The 17229-nt window shown below is 50.2% G+C and carries 17 protein-coding genes; 11 read left to right on the top strand and 6 right to left on the bottom strand.

The genetic code is table 11. The features are described from left to right. Positions 1–128 precede the first annotated feature (128 nt). On the top strand, positions 129–1994 hold the full coding sequence (locus tag LN737_RS27405) for a PQQ-binding-like beta-propeller repeat protein (RefSeq protein ID WP_405513898.1): 1866 nt from the start codon (positions 129–131) through the stop codon (positions 1992–1994). 73 nt (positions 1995–2067) lie between these two features. Next, positions 2068–3534: a sulfatase gene (locus LN737_RS27400; protein ID WP_405513896.1), complete on the top strand. Its 1467-nt coding sequence runs from the start codon at positions 2068–2070 to the stop codon at positions 3532–3534. Here LN737_RS27400 and LN737_RS27395 read toward each other — a convergent pair. Beyond that, positions 3515–3817 carry a hypothetical protein gene (locus LN737_RS27395; protein ID WP_405513893.1) on the bottom strand — a complete coding sequence of 101 codons (303 nt, stop codon included), beginning with the start codon at positions 3815–3817 and terminating at the stop codon, positions 3515–3517. The genes LN737_RS27400 and LN737_RS27395 overlap by 20 nt on opposite strands. A gap of 89 nt (positions 3818–3906) precedes the next feature. After that, positions 3907–5571: a hypothetical protein gene (locus LN737_RS27390; protein ID WP_405513891.1), complete on the bottom strand. Its 1665-nt coding sequence runs from the start codon at positions 5569–5571 to the stop codon at positions 3907–3909. 227 nt (positions 5572–5798) lie between these two features. Between LN737_RS27390 and LN737_RS27385 the strand changes: the two genes are divergently transcribed. From LN737_RS27385 to LN737_RS27355, 7 genes are all read left to right on the top strand, one after another. Continuing rightward, entirely contained in the window at positions 5799–6236 is a 438-nt protein-coding gene (locus LN737_RS27385) for a hypothetical protein (RefSeq protein ID WP_405513889.1), read from the top strand. Then, positions 6218–6412, top strand: a complete 195-nt coding sequence (locus LN737_RS27380) for a hypothetical protein (RefSeq protein ID WP_405513887.1) — start codon at positions 6218–6220, stop codon at positions 6410–6412. Before LN737_RS27385 ends, LN737_RS27380 begins: the two co-directional genes overlap by 19 nt. Before the next feature lie 246 nt (positions 6413–6658). Next, positions 6659–7237: a Crp/Fnr family transcriptional regulator gene (locus LN737_RS27375; protein WP_405513885.1), complete on the top strand. Its 579-nt coding sequence runs from the start codon at positions 6659–6661 to the stop codon at positions 7235–7237. A 139-nt stretch (positions 7238–7376) separates the two neighbouring features. Continuing rightward, positions 7377–7760 carry a hypothetical protein gene (locus LN737_RS27370; RefSeq protein ID WP_405513883.1) on the top strand — a complete coding sequence of 128 codons (384 nt, stop codon included), beginning with the start codon at positions 7377–7379 and terminating at the stop codon, positions 7758–7760. Between the two features lie 245 nt (positions 7761–8005). Beyond that, positions 8006–8860, top strand: coding sequence for an SDR family oxidoreductase (locus LN737_RS27365; protein WP_405513881.1), 855 nt, complete (start codon positions 8006–8008; stop codon positions 8858–8860). A 41-nt stretch (positions 8861–8901) separates the two neighbouring features. Continuing rightward, positions 8902–9684, top strand: coding sequence for an NADP-dependent oxidoreductase (locus LN737_RS27360; RefSeq protein ID WP_405513879.1), 783 nt, complete (start codon positions 8902–8904; stop codon positions 9682–9684). Beyond that, the gene (locus tag LN737_RS27355) at positions 9621–9842 is read left to right on the top strand and encodes a zinc-binding dehydrogenase (protein WP_405513878.1); all 222 of its coding nucleotides are present in this window, start codon (positions 9621–9623) and stop codon (positions 9840–9842) included. The genes LN737_RS27360 and LN737_RS27355 overlap by 64 nt, the downstream gene beginning before the upstream one ends. Before the next feature lie 99 nt (positions 9843–9941). Here LN737_RS27355 and LN737_RS27350 read toward each other — a convergent pair whose 3' ends face one another. The 4 genes from LN737_RS27350 to rbsK all read right to left on the bottom strand — a co-directional run bounded on the left by LN737_RS27350 (position 9942) and on the right by rbsK (position 13883). Then, entirely contained in the window at positions 9942–10148 is a 207-nt protein-coding gene (locus tag LN737_RS27350) for a hypothetical protein (protein WP_405513876.1), read from the bottom strand. Then, positions 10121–11179, bottom strand: a complete 1059-nt coding sequence (locus tag LN737_RS27345; RefSeq protein ID WP_405513875.1) for a hypothetical protein — start codon at positions 11177–11179, stop codon at positions 10121–10123. Before LN737_RS27345 ends, LN737_RS27350 begins: the two co-directional genes overlap by 28 nt. A gap of 233 nt (positions 11180–11412) precedes the next feature. Next, positions 11413–12951 carry an ADP-ribosylglycohydrolase family protein gene (locus LN737_RS27340; RefSeq protein ID WP_405513873.1) on the bottom strand — a complete coding sequence of 513 codons (1539 nt, stop codon included), beginning with the start codon at positions 12949–12951 and terminating at the stop codon, positions 11413–11415. 29 nt (positions 12952–12980) lie between these two features. Continuing rightward, positions 12981–13883, bottom strand: coding sequence for a ribokinase (gene rbsK / locus LN737_RS27335; RefSeq protein ID WP_405513871.1), 903 nt, complete (start codon positions 13881–13883; stop codon positions 12981–12983). 190 nt (positions 13884–14073) lie between these two features. Here rbsK and LN737_RS27330 point away from each other — a divergent pair, with 190 nt between their 5' ends. Together LN737_RS27330 and LN737_RS27325 are read left to right on the top strand one after the other, a co-directional pair. Continuing rightward, positions 14074–14790, top strand: a complete 717-nt coding sequence (locus tag LN737_RS27330) for a hypothetical protein (RefSeq protein ID WP_405513870.1) — start codon at positions 14074–14076, stop codon at positions 14788–14790. A 152-nt stretch (positions 14791–14942) separates the two neighbouring features. After that, a complete protein-coding gene (locus LN737_RS27325; RefSeq protein WP_405513868.1) occupies positions 14943–17174 on the top strand; it encodes an ATP-binding protein in 2232 nt (743 codons plus the stop codon). Positions 17175–17229: the final 55 nt, after the last annotated feature.

Genomic DNA, 17229 nt, shown 5'->3' with positions numbered 1-17229 from the left:
CAGGCGCAAACGGTCGTTTACCACGAGTAAACGACCGTTTGTCTGAAAAGAGGCTGCTGGTCAATGGATTATGGCGACTTTTATTCCTAGTGGGATGTTTTATTGTCTAAGCTAAATCCGTTTACCTTATGAAAAGTCATTGCCATTCTGTTGCGTCGTCTTTATTGAAATCGTCTTTATACGGGGTTGGTTTGTTACTGCTTCAGTCGAGTAACGTTTTTGCCCAGACGGCCAATACGGCCGCCTTACCTGAGGGACAGAAAGTATATATGGCTACCTGCAACAACTGCCATAAAGCTGACGCTGGCGTGGGAGCACCGGGCTATCTGGTGCTGGCTCAGATGCCCCCACGGGCAATTTTCGCGGCCCTCGAAACCGGCAAAATGCGAGTGCAGGCCAAAGAGCTAACGACAGAGCAGCGAAAAGCCGTGGCGCAATGGCTGACGGGGAAAGTGATGAAAGACAGTCCGATCCCGAAAGAAGCTTACGAACCGTTTACGCTTACGGCCAGCAAAAGTCCGGTGATTCAGCATTCAGGCTGGGGTGGTAATCTGGAAGGTACCGGTTACCGATCGGCGCAACAAGCTGGCATATCGGCCGAAACCGTCGGGAAACTTAAACTCAAATGGGCGTTTGCATTTCCGGAAGCCAATCAGGTACGTAGCAAGCCCGCTATTGTGGGCAACTGGCTGATCGTGGGAAGCCAGTTCGGCGAAGTATACTGCCTCAATAAGCAGAGCGGCAAAATTGGCTGGCGCTTTCTGGCAAAGTCGGCCATACGGGGTGCCATTTCGGTCGTGCAGAACCGTGACGGACTTCGTGCTTTCTTTTGCGACAACAATACGAATGTTTACGCGCTGGACGTAACAACGGGCAAATTACTCTGGGAAAGTAAAACCGGTCAGCACCCGCAGTCGGGCAATACGGGCTCCGTTGCTGTGTACGACGATAAAGTGTACGTACCCCTGACATCGATAGAGGTTGCTTCCGTTCTGGACCCCACTTACCCCTGCTGCTCATCGTCGGGCGAGATTGTCGCGCTGGATGCCCGGTCGGGAAAAGCAATCTGGCGGCATCGGGTTATTGCTGATGAGGCAAAGGTTGCTGGTAAAAGGAAAGACGGTTCTGCATTTTACGGGCCATCGGGAGCAATCGTGTGGAGTAGCCCTACCGTCGACGCAAAACGAGGGTTACTTTATTATGGAACGGGCGAGAACTATACGTCACCGGCCACCACGACCAGCGACGCCATCCAGGCGCTGGACCTGAAAACCGGGAAACTGGTCTGGTCGTTTCAGGCAACCAGAGACGATACGTGGAACCTGGCCTGTCCGGGAAATCCCAACTGCCCGGAGAAGGTAGGGCCGGATTATGATTTCGGAATGGCACCGATTCTGGTGAAACAGCCCGGCGGGCGCGATTTACTGGTAGTCGGGCAAAAAGCGGGTATCGTTTACGGCTTATCCCCTGACAATGGAAACGTAGTCTGGCAAACCCGTATCGGTCACGGTGGCGCTTTGGGCGGCATTCACTGGGGCATGGCTTCCGATGGCAAACTGGTTTATGCGGCTAATGCCGATAACAAATACGGGATTAACCCCAAGGTTGATTCGCTGATCAAACCGTCGCCCGGCCTGTTTGCGCTGGACGTAACAACGGGGCATGTCGTCTGGAAAACACCCGCACCGTCCTGCGATGGAAAGAAAGATTGTCTGGAAGCTAATTCGGCTGCTCCGACCGTTATTCCGGGGGTTGTTTTTGCCGGTGCGCTCGATGGCCATTTGCGGGCTTATTCAACAGCCGATGGAAAAATTCTATGGGATTACGATACAGTGAAACCCTACCAGACGGTCAACGGTATCGATGGAAAAGGTGGTGCCATTGATGGACCCTCGCCCGTTATTTCCGATGGAATGCTGTTTGTCAATTCGGGCTACGGAATGTTTGGCGAAATGCCGGGTAACGTACTGCTTGCTTTTGAGGTGGAGAAATAGCCGAGAGATTCTATGTGACGGAATTTTTTAAGAACGTAGCTTCCTGCTATTTTTCGGGAAACTACCCGCTGTTATGAAATCCGTCTATCGCCTGATTAGTGTTCTCTGCTTAGCCTTATTTGCGCTGTCGGCCTGTCAGAAGCAGGCCCCATCGCGGCCCAACATCCTGTTTATTCTGGCCGACGACTGGAGTTATCCGTATGCCAGTATTTATGGAGACAGTTCGATCCGGACGCCGAATCTTGATCGCCTGGCGCAGCATGGCACAGTTTTTACTAATGCGTATTGTGCTTCGCCATCGTGTACGCCCTCGCGGGCCGCAATGCTGACCGGGCGCTATCCGCATAATCTCGGAGAAGGCGTAAACCTCTGCGGACGGCTCGACCATAGCGTACCGACTTACGTGCAATTGCTTGAAAAAGAAGGGTATTCCGTTGCGTTTGACCGTAAAGGCTGGGCGCCGGGCGATTTCCTGAAAATGGGCTATACCCAAAACCCGGCAGGCGATTCAGCAAAGCTGGGATTTGGACCTTTTATTGATCAGTTGCCAAAAGACAAGCCTTTCTTTTTCTGGTTCGGCACAAACGACCCACACCGGCCCTTCACGCTGGGCGATGGTAAAAAAGCGGGTATTGATCCCCAAAAAATTCGGCTGCCCGCGTTTTTGCCTGATGTGCCGGAAATTAGAAGTGATGTAGCCGACTATCTGTCGGAAGTGGAACGGTTCGATCGGGAAATTGGCGACCTGCTTACAAAACTGGAAAGCTCGGGACAACTGGCAAACACCATCATTGTTGTTGCTTCTGATAACGGAATGCCGTTTCCGCATGCCAAGGCAAACCTGTACGATTACGGTACGCGGGTACCTTTATTGATCAGCCGTTTTTCGGAAGCGGCCAGTCAGCCGAAACGTAACGATTCGTTTGTAAACCTGATTGATCTGATGCCTACTTTTCTGGATTGGGCGGGGGTGAAGGAACGGCCCGAACTTGACGGGATAAGTCTGGTGCCTGTACTGGCTGGGCAAAAACCGATTCATCGGTCGGAGGTTTTTCTGGAGCGCGAACGGCACTGCCTATGCCGGGCCGAATTCGACAACGGAGCGGGTTATCCAATGCGGGCCATCCGAACGAACGAGTATTTGTACATCCAAAACTTTCGCCCGGATCGAATGCCTGCCGGTGACGAAACCATCCCAAACACGCCCTCAATTTTTGGCGATGTGGATGGCGGGCCCACCAAAATTTATATGATGGATCACCGAAAAGATGCCGCTGTAAAAAATCTGTTTACGTTAGGCTTCGACAAACGGCCAGCGGAAGAATTGTACATCCTGAAAGATGATCCCTATAACCTGCACAACCGGGCTGGGGAAGCAGGCTATGCGCAAACGACGAAAGCACTTGGGCAGCGCCTGGAAGCCTGGATGAAGCAGGAAAATGACCCGCGACTAGGGGGCGGGGGCGACCAGATCGACAAATACGAATCGACAACCCATGCCTGGATAACCCGCGACGGTATTATTTTTTGGGATAAGTAAGTGTCTGCTTGTCAATCCGATATACATGCGCGTCGGGGCCGTCAAACCGAATCGACATGGTTCCTGAAACAGTTTGCGTAGCTCCGCTGTAAAGCTCCTTCATGACGTAACGGCCGGGGCGCAGCCCGATTCGGGCAAGATCGATTGGTAGGGTGGTGCTCCCTTCGTAATTGAATACGCCGATGTAAACGTAACGGTCGGTTTCTCGCACGAATAAATTGCTTGCCGACTCGCCGGTGTTGCCATTGACAGGCCGGAAGGCAATACCGTCTTTGGCAATCATCAGTATATCAGGATTCTGTAACAAGTGCTGCGCTCGGCTGGTCCATTGCCCCGGCGTAGCATAATTATCGCCGGTAATGAGCGTGCCCGTTACAATAGCGGATGCCAGTCGGGCGCGGTTAACCCCTCTGATTCCATACCAAATACAATGTGATCCGCATCGATGTACCTGTATAGATAGCTTTGCCACCAGCCGTAGGTAGTGCTGTTGAGTGTATAACGCGTATCAGCGATGGAGCGAAAGGCATCGCAGGCAATCCGGCGCATATGGGCATACCGGCCGGTAGCCAGACTCGGCGAAATAGCTACGTAAACCAGCATCTGACCAGCGAGCTGATCATTCAGATATTCCATGCCTTTTCGAAATGCCTGCATCCCGGTCGTTACGGTCGTATCATGGTATTTGTCGGCTTCGATGGCGGCATGGCCGATAAAATCGATCTTGATCAGCTCAAAACCGCATTCCTTAAACTTGTTGATTACGTAGGCCAGCCGTTGTTGCGTGCCGGGGTGTGTAGGGTCGAGGGCGCGGGCGCCATCCAGCTCATGGTAATTTCCGTTGACTTTGGCCCAGATGTCACTGTAGCGATACGTACTGCCTTCAACTGCCCGGTCGCGTTTGTTCCAGTCGACAAACGGTGCCCAGTAAATGCCGGGTTTCAGGTGCTGGGCTTTGCAATAGTCGGCAAACTGCTTCAACTGGCTGAAATCGCCTTTTAGCCCACCTGATGACAAATTATCCCAATACGAATCCAGGTCGATATACGCGGTGCCGTCGTTCCGAAACCCTGTTAAATGCTGCGCGAAAAAATCGACGACCTCTTTGGCATTTGTCAGCGAGAGTTTAGTTTGAATCGACCCCCAGCTGTTCCAGCCAAAAGGCGCTGGCTTTTTCCACTCAAATACGTAGCGGGGCTCAGCAAGTTGATTGGCTTTGCCGTACGCTTCCATCCCGAGCCGCCAGTCGCTGAAATAACCGACAAATACTTTCGGCGACTTCACGCGTGTGCCGGTCAATGTGCCGTGTGGTTTTTTGTCGCGGGTAATGGTTGAGTCCGTATACCCGCCCCAGGCCACTAGTTCTGTAAGCTGCGGCCCTGTGCCCGTTGTTCGGATGCCGGTTTTCCAGACGGTATGCTCTACTGAGCCAACCACAAGACCCTTCCGGGTTGTGTTTTCATAAACGGCCGTTACTTCCGAACTCACATTTGTAAGCTTACTGCTCATGGATTTGGCATTATAGCGAATAAACGTATCGTTGTCGAACGGAACGAACAACGCCCGGTTATTACCAGCAGCACCAATATTTACCTGATTAGCAACCAGTGGAGCCAGATAATTGCTGCTGACAGACGGACCGCTCAGGCTGACCTCGGTGAAAAAGTAAGCTTTGTCGGCATACGTATCAAACACCTGCTGCATCGTAGGCAATCCATTGCCCGTTAGCGTAATGACGTAGCGTGTGCCGGTGCCAAACGCGTCGTGTAAAGGCGTTTTATCGAATCGGTGATTTTGATACAGTTTACTGCTCAGGTCGATACTGCCCGTTCGGGCTGCGGCAAATGCGCCGGAAATGATGGTGGTGCGATTATAGGTCACCGTTGCGGTGCCCGTTCTTAGATTGTACGTAATCCGGTTTGTTCGGCCAAAAGGCATAACCAATACGTCGGCAGCGTGTATCTTTACCGGCTGGGCAAGTAATCGGAGATTGGTCCAGCTCAGCAGGAAGAGGAGCAGGCAGCAGAGTTGAGGCATTGCATGTAGATTCTGGTAGAGCGGGAATAGTGGCCGAAAATGAGTTTTAGCCGTCAATTTTGCAACGGAAACCAGAAAATGATTGTAAAGACAGTACGGATGGTTGCCTAGAATTGGAATAAACAAACAATTTTGTGGCAGTACAACAACCCTATTGTCTACCTGAGAATCCTTACACTGATATGCCCAAACGTTTTAATTTATTGTACGTAGTAAATTCATTCTCAATGAGAAACTTATTCTTCAGTCTGTTAGTCCTGGTTCCTTTTGTTGCGAGTGCCCAGAATACCAAACCTTTTAAAGTAAACGTGGCCGCTGGCTATGCCGCCACCGCTGATTACTCGAATAGTGATGCCATCAGTAAAGCGGGGTTTGTGTATAGTATTGAGCCACAGTACCGAATCATTAAAAATCTGGATCTTGGTCTTCGCTTCGAGCAGGCATTTGTGCAGCGTCCCGAGTTTATTGATAAGGTTATTGTGTTCCAGACGAATGCCAAATACATCATGTCGGGGGTAGTAACGGCGAATTACTCATTTTCTATCGGCAGCAAAGTTCAGCCGTACATAGGAATTGGGGAGGACTTTATTACGCAGACGCCAGCTCGCAGCGGGATACACGGTTTGGGATTACCACTACGTATCCCTTGCCTACGACAACGGTAGTGGGTGGTTTAGGAAGGATAGGTGCTAAATTAGGTCGGGTAAGTCTGGATCTGGCGTATAATCTGGTGAGCGACACGCAGGTACGGGTCAGTGCGACAAGCCGGACACTGGAAGCTAAAAACTCATATTTCAGCGTTAAAGTGGGCTTCACCATCGGTGGCGGTGACGCTGAATAGCCCTGGAAAACAACTTGTTTTTCATTTGCGTATCGAGAGCTGTGGTTAAAGTGCTTTTTCAGATTGGATTGGGTGGAATTTCGGTGCGTAGCGTCCTGCTGTCCCAACGATAAAAGGCGTTAAGCCGAACAAATAGTATGCTCTGTTGATGAGTGATTCGCCTGGGATTTGCAACTGCGAAAGTGCTTGTGAATCCTGGGCTTTATCGTATCGTTTTTTCTGGAGAAGCCAATACGATTTCTAGCTATGGTTGACGTTTTTATACACTATCTTCTTCAACGAATTTCTTTATCCGAGGCTGAAACAGCCTGGATTCGCCCGTTATGTACTCTGAAAAAACTGCGTAAAAAGCAGTATCTGCTTCAGGAGGGCGATGTCTGGATTTATAACGCCTTTGTCAGCAAAGGATGTTTGCGAACCTATGGTGTAGACGATAAAGGACTGGAGCATGTTATCAGTTTTGCTGTTGAAAACTGGTGGATCGGTGACCGGGAGAGTCTCCTGTCGGGTCAGCCATCCCGGTTTAATATTGACGCCATTGAGGATAGTGAAGTGGTCCTGATCAGGAAAGATAATTTTGACTTGATCGGTCAGCAAATACCTGCTTTTAGAGAGATGGTCAATGGCATTTTGCAGAAAAGCTTTGTAGTCTCTCAAAATCGGATTCACGCAGCCATCAGCTATTCAGCAGAAGAAAAGTACCAGAATTTTGTTCATCAGTACCCCGCCTTTGCTCAACGAGTGCCACAAAGCATGATTGCCTCTTTTCTGGGAATGACTCCGGAAACCCTGAGCCGGGTGCGTAGTCAGTCGGCTAAAAAATAAACAAGTGCTAACCGGACGCGAACTGGCTTGATCTGGATCAAATTATTTCTTACGATAAATCAAGGGAAATGACAGGGCTGAGCCTCAATTTTGTCGGGACTTGTTGCCTGTTTGTCAGATAATTACCATGGCTTTATCGATGCGTACCATAAAAATTGCCATTCAGGCTGAAAGCGGAGACGCCGACTGGCTTAAACAACTGGCGCTTTCGAACTGTGGTGCTCAGCAAATTCATTATGAAGCAGGGGTTGCTCCGCTACTGCTGCCGGATGGTACCTTACTGGAAGTTTATTCGCCCCACGCAGCTTGTCCGGATTACCTGTTTAAAACCAACAAGGTAGTGGTCAGCTTTAAAGTCGACGATATAGAACAGGCGGTAAGGACGGCTATCGATCAGGGATTGACAACCCTGGTGCCCATTACTTATCTGTGCACTACCCTTTCTTACTGTCATCTGTCGCTGGCCGATGGAACCGTCATTGGCTTATATCAGGAGAAGGAACATTCGGTCTCCGATAGCTAGCGGCAGGCTTGTCTATTTGCCAATTAGTTTCCTGCGAACCCATGATGTAAGCATTCATGTTTTGCTTATGACTAATCAACAGAAAAGGCCGTTAATCGCAGGGTTATCGGCCTTTTCTGTTGATTAGGATGAATTTTACCTCCGTGTTTTACTTGATATAGATCAATTTCTTTCTTACGAAATATCAAGGAGAAAATTGGGTAGTCGCAGCACCTTTGTGACGTTCAAACAACACAAAAAAGATCATGTCAAACGTAGTTTTTATTACCGGTACCAGTACTGGATTTGGCAAACTGACGGCGGTTACTTTAGCAAAAGCGGGTTACACCGTCATCGCTGGAATGCGTAATACACAGGATAAGAATAAAGATGTGGCCGCCGAATTGGGTAGCCTGCCTAACATTGATGTCGTCGAGATTGATATAACCGATGATACCTCGGTCGCGAACGCTTTCGAGACGGTGCTGGCTAAATACGGCCAGGTTGACGTACTGGTCAACAATGCTGCCGTAGCAGGTTTTGGCTTATTGGAAGCCTACTCAATCGATCAGATTAGGCGTATGTTCGAAGTGAATTTTTACGGCGTTATCCGGACTTATCAGGCCGTTCTGCCCAGTATGCGAAAAGCTAAAAGTGGGCTGATCATTAACATTACTTCGGGAGCCAGCGGGCATACCTTACCGTTCATGGTACCTTACCTGGCCTCAAAATTTGGGGTGGAAACCATTACGGAAGGGCTTCAGGATGAGTTGAAAGAGTACGGCATTGAAAACGTCAGTATCCAGTCCGGGGTTTATCCTACCGAAATGAATACGGGGGCAAAATCGGGCGTTCAGGCCGACAAAGCAGAAATTGCGGCCGAATATGGGGAAGCGGCCCAGCAAAAGTTCAACGCAATTGGTCAGTCGCTATTTGGTAAGATGGTTGAGTTTAAGATGAATCCCCAGACCATTGCCGACGGTATTCTGGAACTGATCAAAATGCAAAAAGGAACCCGTCCGTTACGCTTTCCGCTGGATGCCATTGCGCAGGGTACTGATGTAGCCTTCATCAACGCCCGGGCTGATCTTAAAGCGAAGTGGTTAGCTGCTTACAATTAATCTATTACGTATCATTTCATCTCTCATAACCCTAAGATTTTATGAAAGCCATTATCCTGGCCAGCTATGGGCCACCAGAAAGTTTACAGGTACAGGAAGTTGCTAAACCCGAACCAGCCGACAACGAAGTACTAGTTCGAGTGCGGGCTGCCGCTGTCAATCATATCGATTACGAAAAAGCTTCGGGGGCGATGAAGCAGGTGTTTCCGCTAACCTTCCCCTGGATTCCCGGCTATGATTTTGCGGGGACTATTGAAGCTCTCGGTACCAACGTCGTCAACTTTGCCGTCGGTGATGACGTTTACGGGACCAGCACCCATAGTGGTGCATATGCCGAATATATTGCCATACGGCCGGAGCAGATTGCCCAAAAGCCTCGTACGCTGGACTTCATCGAAGCGGCTTCGGTTCCGGTGTCAGCCGAGACGGCCTGGCAGGTCTTATTTGAGCAGGCACACGTACATGAGGGCCAGACAGTTCTGATTCATGGCGGGGCAGGTGCTGTTGGTACGTATGCCGTTCAGTTCGCCCATCAAGCCGGAGCCAAGGTAATTGTAACCGCTTCGTCGAGAGCGAGAGAACGTGTAGTCGCACTAGGTGCTAATCAAGTCATTGACTACCGGACAGAACAGTTTGAAACCCTTGTTTCCGGGGTCGATGCCGTGATTGATCTGGTAGGTGGACCAATGCAGCAACGCTCGTATGGAGTCATTAAAAAGGGGGATACCTGGTGGCGATCAATCAGCCCGTTTCAAACGATTTGGCTGATCAACATGGTATTCACGCCGTTTTCCTCGAACTCCGTCCGACTCAGGAGGGGCTGAGCCGGATTGCGCAACAAATTGATGAAGGAACGTTGAAAATCAACCAGGGGAACGTTTATCCGATGAGTCAGGTAGCCCAGGCCTGGCAGGAATTAATGGGCAAACCAGTTAGTGGCCGCCAAAAGCAGAGTGGACGAATTGTTTTGCAGATTGACTGATTCATTAACAAGTTATTACGGCTAGTGCTAACCTGTCTTATTCAATCTTGATAGGAGAGTCGGGCCTGGATTATTCAATAGGACAGAAAGTAACCAGTACTACAGTTGATCAAACACTGTAAATCCTCCTTCAGGAAAATCACTATTAATTTTCCTGAAGGAGGAGAACATTTCGGCCGCGTGCCAGGCATGCGGAAACGCAATTTTTTGCTTGACCAGATCCCGGTCGAGTACCGTCAGGCCGGGGTAATGCGCATCAATATCCCGCTGTTGCCAGCTTATCGGATAATCGACGTTGCCCACCATGCCGCGCTTCTCCGATACATTCCCCAGCTTGTAGAAATGGTCCTCTGCCCAGCCGAAAAAAGGATTATTGCTGAAGTTTTCATCGTTTTTTTTTCGTCGACATGCTCATTTTTGTAATCCAGCCAAAACACGGATGAGTAGCTGTCGGCCAGTTTCGGAATCACGAAAGTGTCTGGCAGGCCAAGCGACTTTAGTCCGTACTTCAACCATTTTGTCTGATAGACAGGATGTTCGATATTATCCGTTTTGCCGAGAATGTAGTTTCCTTTCCGAAATTTTTTGAGTGAATCCAACACGATGGGCACAACTGGATGAGTCTTATCGGACACCAGTGACACGAGAAATAATACCTCGCCGAAGTTGTCTGCTTCGAGTCGGTTGTTACGGTCAAATGGGTCGCGGATCGCCAAAATCCAGTCGCGGATCAGATGCAGATTATTGGTGGTACGTAGCACCATCGCCATCATAGCTGCATCGCGATACCACGGTTTGTAATACACCAGAAAATTCGGCACCGGGCGGCCATTGATTACGTTTATCAGCACTTCCTGATGCAGTACCCGGAGCACTGGCCCGAATGATTTATCGGCAAATCGGGGCAGGTTAATCCGGCTGCGGGTTCCGGGAATAAGTTTGGGTCGTTTATTGGTCTGCAACAACCATACACCTAGTTCATCTTCGCGAATCTGGACGGTCTGCCCATCGGCTAAGGTCAGATGCACCAGGTATTCCGAGGGCACAATCACTTCCTGTTTTACGTTCCACTGCTCTTCAATATTACCCGTAAGCGCGTTTAGTAATCGCCCATTGCGGTAAATAAGCTTAAGCCGGTCGCCCATGCCGAAGAAGTAAAACTTCAGATCGGGCAACTCCCGGTGGTTGGTATGCTCCTGCCGAAGCTGCGCCAGATTTTCGTGGTAAGCCTGTAGGGCATTAACCGGATCGGCGAAAAGCGTCGGCGGGACCACCTTTTGGGCACGTACCAAGTGAGTAAGCAGCAGAATGAAAAAAAAGTACTTTTTAGCTGGCATCGCTATCTTTAAATTACCGCAAAAAACATTTTTAACCACCTCGTTCACCCCTGCATTTTATACTAAGGCCGCGTCAGGGTTCTGGTTTTGTTACCCCCGGCCCCCTGAAGGGGGAGCTCGCTGAGACTGGCCTTCTCCCCTTCAGGGGGCCGGGGGTGGGTAAACGGAATGGTAAAGCTGGTTCAGAAACGTAATCTTAAAAGCTTCCTCTGGGCATCTATAGTTGATAAAAATCACAACTTCGACTTTACCGACTGATCGTTATACACCAGCACTTCGTTCATGCGGATTGTGTGTTCAGAGTCAGGATTCAGCAGCTTGATACGTACCGTGTGTTTGCCTTTGGGCAGCTGGTATTTCCAGAACAGATCGTACCGCCGATGCGTGAAATCGACAGGCAGTTTAGCGGTCTCGGTTTTCTTTCCGTCGATATAAAGCTCCGCGTTGAAGGCAAAGCTGTTTTCGTAACCCCATGAACTTCGGTTTTTGGGTTTTGCCTCGCCTTTCAGCACAAAGCCAATGCCCTCGAAATCGAAGCTGTATTCGTTCTCCAGATCCTTCCGAATGCTCGTTACTAACACCGGATGGTGGCCCGGAAAGCCCTGTTCAAGCCGGACGGCTTTGGGTGTTTGTACCGCAATGGTCACCTGATCACCGCTGATATGGCCGCCATTGCGTTCCACTACCTGCAGGGCGTGTTTCAGGCTCATGGCATATACATCGTTCAGCGACATGGTTGTGTATTTAAAATCAATGTCTTCGGCTTCTTTCAGCCCCTGTTTCCAATACGCCGGGATCGCGTCGTAGCCAAGCATCGTGCCTAAAATTCCGCCCGCCGAAGCCGGGTTGCAGTCAGAATCCTGACCGGCGCGCGTGCTGATCTCCATCGTTTTGGTGAAATCGCCACCACCATAGAGCAGGCCGAGTACAATGTATGCCGAATTGATTTTAGCATCGATATTGAACGGGTAGAATACCCCTTCCGGGCAACCCACTTCATCCGACCATTTGCGCTGAATTTCGAACCAGTTCCGTTTCCAGTCGGTCGGGAACTGATCGTGCCATTTTACTACGTCGGCGATGCACTGGTAAAATGTACTCTGTGCCGGAATGGTTTTCAGGGCTTCTTTGACGATATAATTAACGTCGTTCGAGACGAACGCCAGTGAATAGAGCGCCCCTACGAAGGCCCCACCGTACCAGCCGTCGCCGTAGTTCATAATGTGGCCGATAGGGTCGCCAATCTGTACCGCCGTATTGGGCATACCGGGCGCCATCAGCCCCGAGAAGTCGGCTTCAATCTGAAAATCGATGTCATCGGCATGTGGGTTATTGAGCCAGTGGCCCGATTCAGGTGCTTTCATGCCGTTGAGCAGGTTATAGCGCCCGGCCTGATTGGCGTGCCAGAGCATATAACCTGCACTGGCGTACGCATTAGCATGTTCGGCTACGGGCGCGTCGAGGCCTTTACGTTCAAATACATCGACAAACGTCAGGTCCATATACAGGTCGTCGTACAGGCCCGGATTTTCGACCATCGTTTTTTTGATGTAGCCATCATACCACGGAATGGGCTGATAATCATTCAGCATCGTCCCATTGAACCGAAACTCAGTGGGACCGCCAAACGTGCAGCCAATGACCTGTCCGGCCCAGCCACCTTTGATTTTGTTCTGAATGGCCGTTTTCGAAAGAGTTACAGTTTTGGCTGGCTTTTCGGGTGGTAGTGAAGTTGCCAGCAGGGCCAGGATTGGCAGGAGAATAAATTTCATAAGAAAAGGGTTAGGAGTTCGACTTTAGGTTACCCTACTTCGCTTCGTTTGGGCATCGACGCCTGAGCACCCATGCGTGTGACGGAAATTGAAGCGGCTTTACAGGCAAATGCAGTAGCTTCCGGAAGATCCATGCCTTCCGCTAAGGCCACGGCTAGTGCGCCATTGAAACAGTCGCCCGCAGCGGTTGAATCGAGAGCCGTTGCAGGTGGAGCGGCAATGAGACGGCCTTCTCCATCGGTGTATAAATAAGCTCCTTTGGCGCCGAGCGTAATGACTACATTGTCAACACCCAGGTCATGCAGTTTCTGAGCGGCCTGTTCAGCCGTCGCCGTATCTGTTACGTGAATACCAGTCAGTATTTCGGCCTCCGTTTCATTGGGGGTAATCAGAAACAGGTGCGGAAACAACGTAACGGGTAACGAACGCGCCGGAGCGGGGTTTAGGATAACCCGCAGCCCTCGCGTAGACGCCTGCTGGATAGCATACTCTACCGTAGCCAAAGGAATTTCGAGTTGCAGCAAGGCCAGCGTATCGGAAGGAGCTGCTTGAAGAGCCGCTTCGGTTTCGGCAGGCTGAAGGTGAGCATTAGCGCCGGGGGCAACCGTAATGCAGTTTTCGCCCTTCGCATCGACGTTGATCAGCGCCACACCCGACGGATGATCGCTGTCAGTGTGCACATACGTAGTGTTGATACCTTCCTGCCGAAATCCATTGACGGCTTCCTGACCAAATATATCGTTGCCTACTTTGGCGACGAACGTTACCTGACCGGCCAGCCGGGCGGCTGCTACCGCCTGATTGGCTCCTTTTCCGCCCGGATTCATCAGGAACGTACCACCCAGAACCGTCTCGCCGGGTGCGGGTAATTTGTCGGACTTTACAACCATATCGGTGTTTGAACTACCGATTACCAAAATCTGATTTGGCATGAAAAAAAGAATTAATAGTAAATTTTATCTTTAAATGCATTTGCTAAGTTGCATTTACTGTTTCTGCGGTCGCGTATTACGCTAATTGTTGCTCGTTGCGGCCTTTCTGATCGGCCCGATACGTAGCAATGCGGCAATTACTTAAATTAAGGCAAGAATTAGAAGTTCGTACGTTATTTCCGAACCCGATATGATTTTCCGTACCGCCTTACTTTTTAGTTTGGTTGCTATACTGGATGTAGTCAGTTATGGGCAGTGTACTGTTTCGCTGGATGACAAAAAGCGGATCATCACTACCTGTAAGTTTTATGCACCAAACGATGGGCTGTTCATAAATCGGTCTGACCGAGTTCAGACGATTTCGCAGGTAGTTTACCTGGGCAGTGAGTATTTCAGTTATCCGATCTGGCAGGATGGCACGATGGAGGTGGGTAATGCCGGCAATAGCGTTTCCTGTAAACTCGCCTTCAATCTGGTAACGAACGAAATACATTGTCAGCTTGCAGGCGACTCGCGCACCTATATCGTTTTGCCCGACGCCTTTACCATTGGGGATGCTCGTTTCGTAAGCCAGGTAATCAACAAAGCGGGCAAACCCGAGCGGGCGTATTTTATGGTTTTATATGCCGGTAAAACCCGATTGCTGAAGCAGATCAAATGCACGCTGAAACAACGGGATAATGATGTTTATATGCTGGAAGATCCGTTCAACGGTACGTACCTCCGGCAACACACGTACTACATTCAGCGCAGTAATGAAGCGCCCAGGCTCGTTACGTTATCCCGAAAGTCGGTACTGGCTGTGCTGGATGACCAGTCGGGGAAGCTAACTCAGTATTTAACCAAAAAGAAACTAACGGTATATGAACTGGCCGGAGCCGTAGCCTACTACGATGGTTTTCGGTAAGAATGCCGGTTTTCGGAACCAATCAATTGTTCAATTGTTCCCTTAATAAGTTTGCAATCGCGATATTCTTTGTATGCGTATATTGCATTTATTACGACTGGGTATTGTCTCGTTGACGTCGGATACCTCCTCTTAACCATTTATGCTACTCAATGAGTTTATTGACTGTTGATCTGACTACCTGCGACCGCGAGCCTATTCATATTCTTGGTCATATTCAATCGCACGGGTACCTGATCGCCATCCAACCCGATACCTATTCTATCGTTCATGCCAGTGAGAACATCGCCGACCTGGTGAACGTACCGGCTTCTCAGCTAGTGGGTCAATCCGTTGCTACGTTGCTGCATGATACAGATTTGTCCTCCGACGTGATCACGGAAGTCCTGAACGTTGGCAAGCGGAACGATTCGTGGGAAGCCATGAACCCGCATAGGCTAACGATAAACGGGAAGGTATGGAATTTAATCCTGCACCAGCATCAGGGACTTATTCTGCTGGAATGGGAACCCGTCGGCGATGATCGCAATGCGGTTATCAATCAGCAGTTGATCGCTCAGGCCTTAACCGAAGTTCAGGCCAGCCGAACGCTGACTGATTTGCTGCAAAATACCGCCCAGCGCATAAAAACCATCATCGGATTCGACCGGGTGATGGTGTACCGTTTCAGTGCTGATTGGCATGGGCACGTAGTGGCCGAAGCCAAAGACGAGCATCTGGAACCATTTCTGGGCCTTCATTACCCGGCATCCGACATTCCACAGCAGGCGCGTGAACTCTACAAAATCAATCTGGTCCGCCTGATTGCTGATGCAGGCAGTACACCCTCGCCGATCCTGTCGCAACCCGATTGGGATCGTCCACTCGATCTGACGCATTCGGTGCTTCGGGCAGTTTCGCCCGTTCATATTGAATACCTCAAAAATATGGGCGTGCAGGCATCCATGAGTATTTCGCTCCTGTACCGGGGCGAACTTTGGGGGCTGATTTCCTGCCACAACACAACGCCCCGGTTCGTAGATTTTCAGGCGCGGCAAACGGCCAAATTTGTGAGTCAGCTGCTATCGGCTGCGCTGGAATTTCGCAAAGACGAAGAGTATAAGACAGACCTCCTGCGCTATACGCAGAATGGTCAGCGGCTCCACGAACAGCTGTTGCTGGGCAATGACGTAACACGGGCACTAACGAATTTTCCCATAACCGCCCTCGACGTAACGGAGGCAACGGGGGCAGCACTCCTGTTCAACGATAAAGTGTATACGCTTGGAAAAACGCCTGGTGAAGCGTCGATCCGGGCTTTGTCTATCTGGCTTGGCACAACCGGTGTTGAAACCTTTTTAGAAACCAACCAGCTGTCGGCTCTGTATCCCCCTGCTGAAGCGTTTCGGGACGTAGGGGCGGGCATACTGGCCATTACATTGTCGAAAGATTTGAACGAGTACCTGATCTGGTTTAAACCCGAACAGGTTCAGCAGGTTACCTGGGCCGGCAATCCCAACAAGCCCGTTACGGTTGGTGAGGATGGCCAACAGCGGCTGAGTCCCCGGAAAAGTTTTGAGGCTTGGACCGAAGTGGTCCGTAATACGTCGGAACCCTGGGACGAGACCGAAATTAGTGCCGTGGTGAAGCTCCGCGAAGATATTTTGCAGGTTGTTACGAAACTGGCGAACGAGGTGCGGCTGCTGAACCAGCGATTGCAGGTGGCTTACGAAGAACTGGACGCATTCAGCTACACGGTTTCTCATGATCTGCGTACTCCGCTGTCGTCAATCCGGTGTTACTCTGAAATTATACTGGAAGAGTACGGGCAGGACTTCAATCCGGATGCCCGGGAGCTATTCCAGAAGATAACCGAATCGACGGAACGAATGCAGCGGCTGATTCGGCATATCCTGTATTATTCCCGAATGGGACGTACGGACCTGACCATGCAGCAAGTCGACATGAAAGCCCTGCTGCAGACTATCCGCGAGGAGCTTATGGTGGCGAACAAGGATCGATCCATACGGATTGATATTGGCGATACACCCCCTTTAGTGGGCGACCCGACAATGATCCTTCAGGTATTCTCGAACCTGCTCAGCAATGCAGCTAAGTATACGAAATTGGCTCCGGATGCTATTATTCGGGTCAATGGCCAACAAACGGATGAGGAAGTAGTTTATTCGGTAGCTGACAACGGAATCGGTTTTGATATGAAGCAGGCGGGCAAAATGTTCGACCTGTTTAAACGACTGGAGAATGCCCGGGGGTTTGAAGGGTCTGGTGTTGGCTTAGCCATTGTCAAACGGATCATTAACCGGCATCAGGGAAAAATCTGGTTTCATAGCGAGCCGAACCGAGGCACTACCTTTACCGTCTCCTTTCCGACATCTATATACTAATAAAAAAACAAAGCCTGATTCTGTCGAATCAGGTATACACCCGTTCAACTCTCTG

It is taken from the genome of Spirosoma sp. KNUC1025 (genome assembly GCF_045160025.1).
GTDB lineage: Bacteria > Bacteroidota > Bacteroidia > Cytophagales > Spirosomataceae > Spirosoma.
Note: the sequence above shows the minus strand (reverse complement) of the source record. Positions and strands in the feature narration are given on the sequence as shown.

Excerpts from the sequence above, each read along its gene's own strand:
- LN737_RS27405 (WP_405513898.1), top strand. The coding sequence starts at position 129 with ATGAAAAGTCATTGCCATTCTGTTGCGTCGTCTTTATTGAAATCGTCT.
- LN737_RS27400 (WP_405513896.1), top strand. The coding sequence starts at position 2,068 with ATGAAATCCGTCTATCGCCTGATTAGTGTTCTCTGCTTAGCCTTATTT.
- LN737_RS27395 (WP_405513893.1), bottom strand. The coding sequence starts at position 3,817 with ATGATTGCCAAAGACGGTATTGCCTTCCGGCCTGTCAATGGCAACACC.
- LN737_RS27390 (WP_405513891.1), bottom strand. The coding sequence starts at position 5,571 with ATGCCTCAACTCTGCTGCCTGCTCCTCTTCCTGCTGAGCTGGACCAAT.
- LN737_RS27385 (WP_405513889.1), top strand. The coding sequence starts at position 5,799 with ATGAGAAACTTATTCTTCAGTCTGTTAGTCCTGGTTCCTTTTGTTGCG.
- LN737_RS27375 (WP_405513885.1), top strand. The coding sequence starts at position 6,659 with ATGGTTGACGTTTTTATACACTATCTTCTTCAACGAATTTCTTTATCC.
- LN737_RS27370 (WP_405513883.1), top strand. The coding sequence starts at position 7,377 with ATGCGTACCATAAAAATTGCCATTCAGGCTGAAAGCGGAGACGCCGAC.
- LN737_RS27365 (WP_405513881.1), top strand. The coding sequence starts at position 8,006 with ATGTCAAACGTAGTTTTTATTACCGGTACCAGTACTGGATTTGGCAAA.
- LN737_RS27360 (WP_405513879.1), top strand. The coding sequence starts at position 8,902 with ATGAAAGCCATTATCCTGGCCAGCTATGGGCCACCAGAAAGTTTACAG.
- LN737_RS27350 (WP_405513876.1), bottom strand. The coding sequence starts at position 10,148 with ATGGTGGGCAACGTCGATTATCCGATAAGCTGGCAACAGCGGGATATT.
- LN737_RS27345 (WP_405513875.1), bottom strand. The coding sequence starts at position 11,179 with ATGCCAGCTAAAAAGTACTTTTTTTTCATTCTGCTGCTTACTCACTTG.
- LN737_RS27340 (WP_405513873.1), bottom strand. The coding sequence starts at position 12,951 with ATGAAATTTATTCTCCTGCCAATCCTGGCCCTGCTGGCAACTTCACTA.
- rbsK (WP_405513871.1), bottom strand. The coding sequence starts at position 13,883 with ATGCCAAATCAGATTTTGGTAATCGGTAGTTCAAACACCGATATGGTT.
- LN737_RS27330 (WP_405513870.1), top strand. The coding sequence starts at position 14,074 with ATGATTTTCCGTACCGCCTTACTTTTTAGTTTGGTTGCTATACTGGAT.
- LN737_RS27325 (WP_405513868.1), top strand. The coding sequence starts at position 14,943 with ATGAGTTTATTGACTGTTGATCTGACTACCTGCGACCGCGAGCCTATT.